Genomic DNA, 5,564 nt, shown 5'->3' with positions numbered 1-5,564 from the left:
GACGCCGTCTTCAGTCGGGCCAAGCCACAGTGTCCGATACGGCTCACCGAGCGGGCCGGCCAGCGCGGCGTCGATATCTTCGGCGGGCAGGGTCTGCAACTGCTGCAATTCGTTTTGCAACGCCGTCACTGGCACGCCGAGATCGAGCAGCGGTTGCCAGAACGACGGCAGCTTGTTCAGTGATTCGCGCACTTGCTGTTGCTGGCTCGGCGCGCTGACCAGTTGATCGAGGGCCAGATAGCCTTGCAGTTTGTCGAGGTTGACCAGTTGCTGCAGCCGTTCGCTCAGCGCTGCCTGGCGCTCAAGCAATTGCTCCTGATTGGCCGCGCGGATCAGGAAGAACTGGCTGGTCGGTTGATACCCGGTGATGCGCGCTATGGTCTGCGCTTCGTCGGTCAGATGCTGCGGCGCGCCGACCCATTGGCGGATGTCGTTTTTGCTCTGCAACTGCATCAGGCCGCCGACGCAGAAGGCGATCAGCAGGGCCAGCAGCGCGGGCGTGCGAATGCAACCGAGCAGCGCCTCACGCAGATGAATCAGGCGTTCGGCCAGGCGCAGCGGCCATTGCGCCGGGCGCAGTTGGACATTTTTCAGCAGCGCCGGCAGCAGGCAGACCGCCGACAGATACGCACCGAGCAAGCCGGCAGCGGAGAACACGGCGATCTGCGTCAATGCCGGGAACGGCGTCCACGCCAGCGCCAGATAGCCGATGACGCTGGTGATCAGGCTCAGGGTCAGCCCCGGCAACGTCAGGCGCAGGGCCGGCCAGCTGTGCCAGGGCTTGAGGCTCCAGCTCTTGGATAGATAGTGCAGTGGGTAATCGACGGCAACGCCGATCAGACTTGAGCCGAGTACCAGCGTCATCACATGCATGTGACCGAACAGCGCCACGCAGGCCACCGCGCCGAACAGCATGCCGACCAGCACCGGCACAAACGCCAGCAGCACGCCCCAGCGGCGAAACGCCAACAACAGCAGCAGCAGAATGCCGACCGTCGCGCCACCGCCGACCCAAGTCATCTCGCGAGTAGCCTGTTGCTGGCCGTTGGCGGCATAGAGCAGGCCACTGGCGGCGAGCAACTGCACGCCGCTTTGCGCCGCTTGCTCGCGGCTGTGCTGGAGCAGCTCTGCCACCTGCAACGGCAGGTTCATGTCGAAAGCATTGCCGGTGGTGCGCGCACGCAGCATCACCCAGCTCTTGCCGTCGGCCTCGGCGACCAGTGCGCCGCTGCCAATGTCCAGTTGCACTGCGCCATGTTTCGGCTGGCTGTTCTGGATGCGCCCGGTCAGGCCCAGCCAGTCGTCCTGGCTCGGCACCAGGGTGAAGCCGTTGAACGGATCGAACAGCGCCTGCACCCGCTGCTGGATGAACGCGTCGGGGTGCTCGCTGAGTAGCTGCCGATCATCCGCCGAGAGCATCGCCAAACGCCCTTGCAGCAATTGCTTGCGCAGCGCCGGCAAGTCGGCTTGCAGATTCCATTGCACGGTTTCGAACAGACCGCTGGCCTGCCATTGTTCGCCCAGTTGCTGAGCCATGTTCAGTGCTTGCTGGCGATCGGCGTGACCGACCAGCACCAGCATTTCGCGATTGAGCGGTTCTTGCATGCGCTGTTCGGCGCGCACTTCCAGCGCGTCTGGACTGGTCCCGGGTACCAGCTCCATAAGATTGGCCGACAGCGGCGCACCGTCGCGCCACTGCCAGGCAGCCAGCGCGACGACGGCCAGCAGCAGGCTCAGAAACAGCAAGGGCAGCCTGCGTTCACTCGGCAAAGTCATGTTGCTCCGCTTCGCTCAGGGGTTGCTCGGCCGTGCTGTCCTGCATGCGCAGCAGGGTGCTGTCGCCCTGGGTTTCCAGCAGCTCGATGGTTTGCACAAGGGCGCCGCCATCGATATTGATCTGCTTGAACACTTGCTTGAGCAGCATCGAACGCGGCGTCAGAGTCAGTTGCCACTGCTGCGCCGTGCCGCTCAGGGCCAGTTCGAAATCGCGCTGCAAACCGCTGCTGTCACCTTGCAGCACGGCGAGGAACAAACGGTTCTGCTCGGCGCCGGCGCTCTTGTTCGGCAGCAGTTGCCAGCCGTTGGTGTCACGGCGGGCGATGCCATTGGCGGTGATGCGGTAATCCTGTTGCAGCGGAGTTTTCAACAGCCACAGCAAGCCATGATTTTTAGCGAGGACGAAGCTGCCCTTGCTGATCAGCGGCTGCGGCAGGGCGCGCAGGTGTTTTTCCTGAATGAACTGGCCGTGGATAACATCCGGTTTCGCCAGTTGTTCACTCAGTTGTTGCAGGTCGAAGGCATTGGCCCATGACGACACGGCCAGCAGCGTCAACGCGCCGAGGCTTCTGAAAAACACATTCATCGCAGCATCCTTTCTACGGCATCGGTGAAGACTTTGGGTGAAGCCAGTTGCATCTCGCGGCTGCTGACTTCGACAGCGACTTGCACTGAGCTTGCGCGGGTCAGGCGTTCGCCGGTCTGCAGGTCGGTGATCAGATAGTTGATCTTCAGACGGTTTTCCCACTCGACCAGACTGGCGCGCACGTTAAGCCGCTGGCCGAACACCGCGCTGCGCACGTAGCGCAGTTGCAGGTCGATGATCGGCCAGGCGTAACCCGACTCGACCATGTGCGTGTAGTTATGGCCGATCTTGTCCAGCAGCGCACAGCGCGCGACTTCGAGGTATTTGACGTAATGGCCGTGCCAGACCACATGCATGGTGTCGACGTCGAAAAACGGCACGAGAATCTCGGTATCGGCATGAAGCACTCCGGCACTACGCATGCAGCCTCCAGTGTTGCGCGGCGATGCGTTGCAGGCACAGGCGCAGTTCGCCTTCCAGCGCGCGGTCTTCGATGACCGGCGGGAAGTCCTTGCCCAGCTCTTCGTGCATCGCTGCCAGCGCCGGCGGCAGCGGGCGCGCATCGGCGGCTTGAGCGCGCAGCCACACGCCCTGATTGGCGGCGAGCAGCGTGGCGGCGGCGACCTGTTCGGTCAGCTCCAGCACGCGAATCGCATCACGGGCGGCGATGGTGCCCATGCTCACCTTGTCCTGGTTGTGGCACTCGGTGGAGCGCGAGAACACGCTGGCCGGCATGGTGTTTTTCAGCGCTTCGGCGGTCCAGGCGCTGGTGCCGATCTGCACGGCTTTGAAGCCGTGGTTGAGCATGGCCCGCTCGGCCGGGGCGCCGGAGAGGTTGCTCGGCAAGCCATGGTTGTAGCGCTCGTCGACCAGCAGTGCCAGTTGCCGATCAAGCAGATCGGCGACGTTGGCCACAAGGTTTTTCAGGCTGTCCATGGCGAACGCGATGTGCCCGCCGTAGAAGTGCCCGCCATGCAGGACGCGCTCGGCTTCGGCGTCGATGATCGGGTTGTCGTTGGCGCTGTTCAGCTCGGTTTCGATGAAGCCGCGCAGCCAGTTCAGGCTGTCGGCCAACACGCCGAGCACATGCGGCGCGCAACGCAGCGAGTAGCGATCCTGCAGACGATGCAATGGCGCGGTTGGCGCGTCGATCGCCAGATCCTTGCGCAACCACGCGGCGACCTGCATCTGCCCCGGGTGCGGTTTGGCGGCGAACAGGCGTTCGTCGAAGTGCTCTGGGTTGCCTTGCAGCGCGACGACATTGAGCGCGGTGATGCGCGTGGCCAGTTGCAGCAGGTAATCGGCGCGGGCGAAGGCGAGGCAGGCGAGGCCGGTCATCACCGCCGTGCCGTTCATCAGCGCCAGCGCCTCTTTCGGGCGCAGCACCAGCGGCGTCCAGCCGAGCTCGCGATGTACATCGGCGGCCTGACGGCGTTCGCCACGGAACAGCACTTCGCGCTCGCCGGACAGGGTTGCGGCGACATAGGACAACGGCGTCAGATCGCCGCTGGCACCCACCGAGCCCTCTTCGGGAATCAGTGGCAGGATGTCGTATTCGAGAAACGCATGCAGACGCTCGAGCAGTTCGACGCGCACCCCGGAAACGCCGTGACACAATGACTGCAAACGCGCCGCCAGCACCGCGCGGGTTGCCTGCGCGTCGAGTAGTTTGCCCAGGCCGCAGCCGTGAAAAGTGTAGAGATGACGCGGCAGCGCCTCGACGTGATGCAGCGGCACCGCGACCACGCAGGAATCGCCGTAACCGGTGGTGACGCCGTAGATCACACCTTCCTTGTCCAGCAGCGAATCGAGAAACCGCGCGCCCTTGGCGATGCGCTCGCGATAGTCGGCGTCAGCCTGCAACTGCACGGGCGCCTGACGGTTGGCCAGGGCCAGCACGTCTTCGATGCGCAAAGGGCGTTCGCCGAAGGTTACCAGCTCATGGGTTGGCGTCGTCATCGGTCTTCCAGAAAGGGTAAAAGTTGAACCATTGCTGCGGGGCTTCGAGGCAATAGTGACTCAGGCGCTGCGCGTAGCGAGTGGCCCACTGATGAATGACCTGCTCGCGCTCGCGGCGTGTCCACACCACCGCGTCGGCGAACGGTTCGAGGGTCAGGCGATAGTGGCCGTCGGGTTGCTTGAGGCACATCAGCAGATTGACCGGACACTTGAGCAGGCCGGCCAGCAACCACGGGCCTTGTGGAAATGGCGCCGGATGGCCGAGAAAGTCCACCGTCACGCTGCGCCCGCCGTGCAGCGGCACGCGGTCGCCGGCAATCGCCAGCCACTCGCCGCGTTCCAGCCGTTCGTGCAGTTGCAGCATGATCACCGGGTCGAGTTCGCTGACCTGGATCAGGCGCAGATTGGTCGCCCCGGCCTCGCCAAGCAAGCGGTTGAATTGCTCGGCGTGCTTGGTGTGCACCAACACATTCATGGTGACCTTTTCGCCGATCTCCGCCAGCGCCCGGCACACTTCGAGATTGCCCAGATGCGCGCCGACCAGCAGTTGCCCGCGACTGCCGCGCAACTGCTTGCGCAGCAGCGCCGGGTCGATGATTTCGATCTGCTCGATGCTCAGCTTGCCGTTCCACACGTCGAGCTTGTCGAGCAGCGAATCGGCAAAGGTCATGAACTGGCCAAACACCCGCCAGTGGCTCGGACGCAGGTCGTCGCGTTGGCTCCACGCGGCCAGCCGCTGCTGGTACTGCCAGGCACTGCGCCGGGCGATCCGGCCGAACAAAAAGAAATACAGGACGATGCCGTACAGCAACGGACTGAGCAGGCGCCGGCCGAGGACTTTGGCGGCGAATGCAGTGAATTTCATCAGCAGGAAACTGCCGCGCTCTTCGCGGTCGGCCCAGTGCTTCTTGTCGACTTCTTCGCTCATGGTTTCCACCGCCGCCAGAGAATCAGCGGCCAACGCAGCAACATGCCGAAGAACAGCCGCGTGTGCATGCTGGAAATCAGCGCGTTGTCGTGGAACAGGCGGAAGTGCGACACGCCGTCCAACGGGTAATGCACGCTGGTCTGCAGCCAGCGCATCGGCTGATTGCGCCAGGCCAGACGCACAAGAATGTCCGAATCGAAATCCATGCGCTTGCCGACCTTGGCCGAATCGATCACCGCCAGAGTCGGCGCCAGCGGATAGACACGGAAGCCGCACATCGAATCGCGAATTTGCAACGACAGGGTGTTGATCCAG

General features: G+C 63.6%; 5 protein-coding genes and 1 pseudogene. All 6 read right to left on the bottom strand.

All coding sequences use genetic code 11. The features are described from left to right. On the bottom strand, positions 1–1,776 hold a 1,776-nt coding region (locus OQK_RS08730; RefSeq protein WP_016772033.1), incomplete at its 3' end, for an MMPL family transporter. Next, positions 1,760–2,362 carry an outer membrane lipoprotein carrier protein LolA gene (locus OQK_RS08725; protein WP_016772032.1) on the bottom strand — a complete coding sequence of 201 codons (603 nt, stop codon included), beginning with the start codon at positions 2,360–2,362 and terminating at the stop codon, positions 1,760–1,762. The genes OQK_RS08730 and OQK_RS08725, both read right to left, overlap by 17 nt. Then, positions 2,359–2,784, bottom strand: coding sequence for an acyl-CoA thioesterase (locus OQK_RS08720; protein ID WP_016772031.1), 426 nt, complete (start codon positions 2,782–2,784; stop codon positions 2,359–2,361). The genes OQK_RS08725 and OQK_RS08720 overlap by 4 nt, the downstream gene beginning before the upstream one ends. Continuing rightward, positions 2,777–4,321 carry an HAL/PAL/TAL family ammonia-lyase gene (locus OQK_RS08715; protein ID WP_016772030.1) on the bottom strand — a complete coding sequence of 515 codons (1,545 nt, stop codon included), beginning with the start codon at positions 4,319–4,321 and terminating at the stop codon, positions 2,777–2,779. The genes OQK_RS08720 and OQK_RS08715 overlap by 8 nt, the downstream gene beginning before the upstream one ends. Next, positions 4,302–5,249 (bottom strand): LpxL/LpxP family acyltransferase, encoded by a 948-nt coding sequence (locus tag OQK_RS08710; RefSeq protein WP_016772029.1) that lies wholly within the window; start codon positions 5,247–5,249, stop codon positions 4,302–4,304. The genes OQK_RS08715 and OQK_RS08710 overlap by 20 nt, the downstream gene beginning before the upstream one ends. Next, positions 5,246–5,564: pseudogene (locus tag OQK_RS08705) on the bottom strand (glycosyltransferase family 2 protein); the annotation flags it as partial. The gene OQK_RS08710 and the pseudogene OQK_RS08705, both read right to left, overlap by 4 nt.

It is taken from the genome of Pseudomonas sp. R62, assembly GCF_000257605.1.
Classification (GTDB): Bacteria; Pseudomonadota; Gammaproteobacteria; order Pseudomonadales; family Pseudomonadaceae; genus Aquipseudomonas; species Aquipseudomonas atacamensis.
The sequence above is the reverse complement of the archived record's forward strand: the minus strand, read 5'-3'. Positions and strand labels throughout refer to the sequence as shown.

Excerpts from the sequence above, each read along its gene's own strand:
- OQK_RS08725 (WP_016772032.1), bottom strand. The coding sequence starts at position 2,362 with ATGAATGTGTTTTTCAGAAGCCTCGGCGCGTTGACGCTGCTGGCCGTG.
- OQK_RS08720 (WP_016772031.1), bottom strand. The coding sequence starts at position 2,784 with ATGCGTAGTGCCGGAGTGCTTCATGCCGATACCGAGATTCTCGTGCCG.
- OQK_RS08715 (WP_016772030.1), bottom strand. The coding sequence starts at position 4,321 with ATGACGACGCCAACCCATGAGCTGGTAACCTTCGGCGAACGCCCTTTG.
- OQK_RS08710 (WP_016772029.1), bottom strand. The coding sequence starts at position 5,249 with ATGAGCGAAGAAGTCGACAAGAAGCACTGGGCCGACCGCGAAGAGCGC.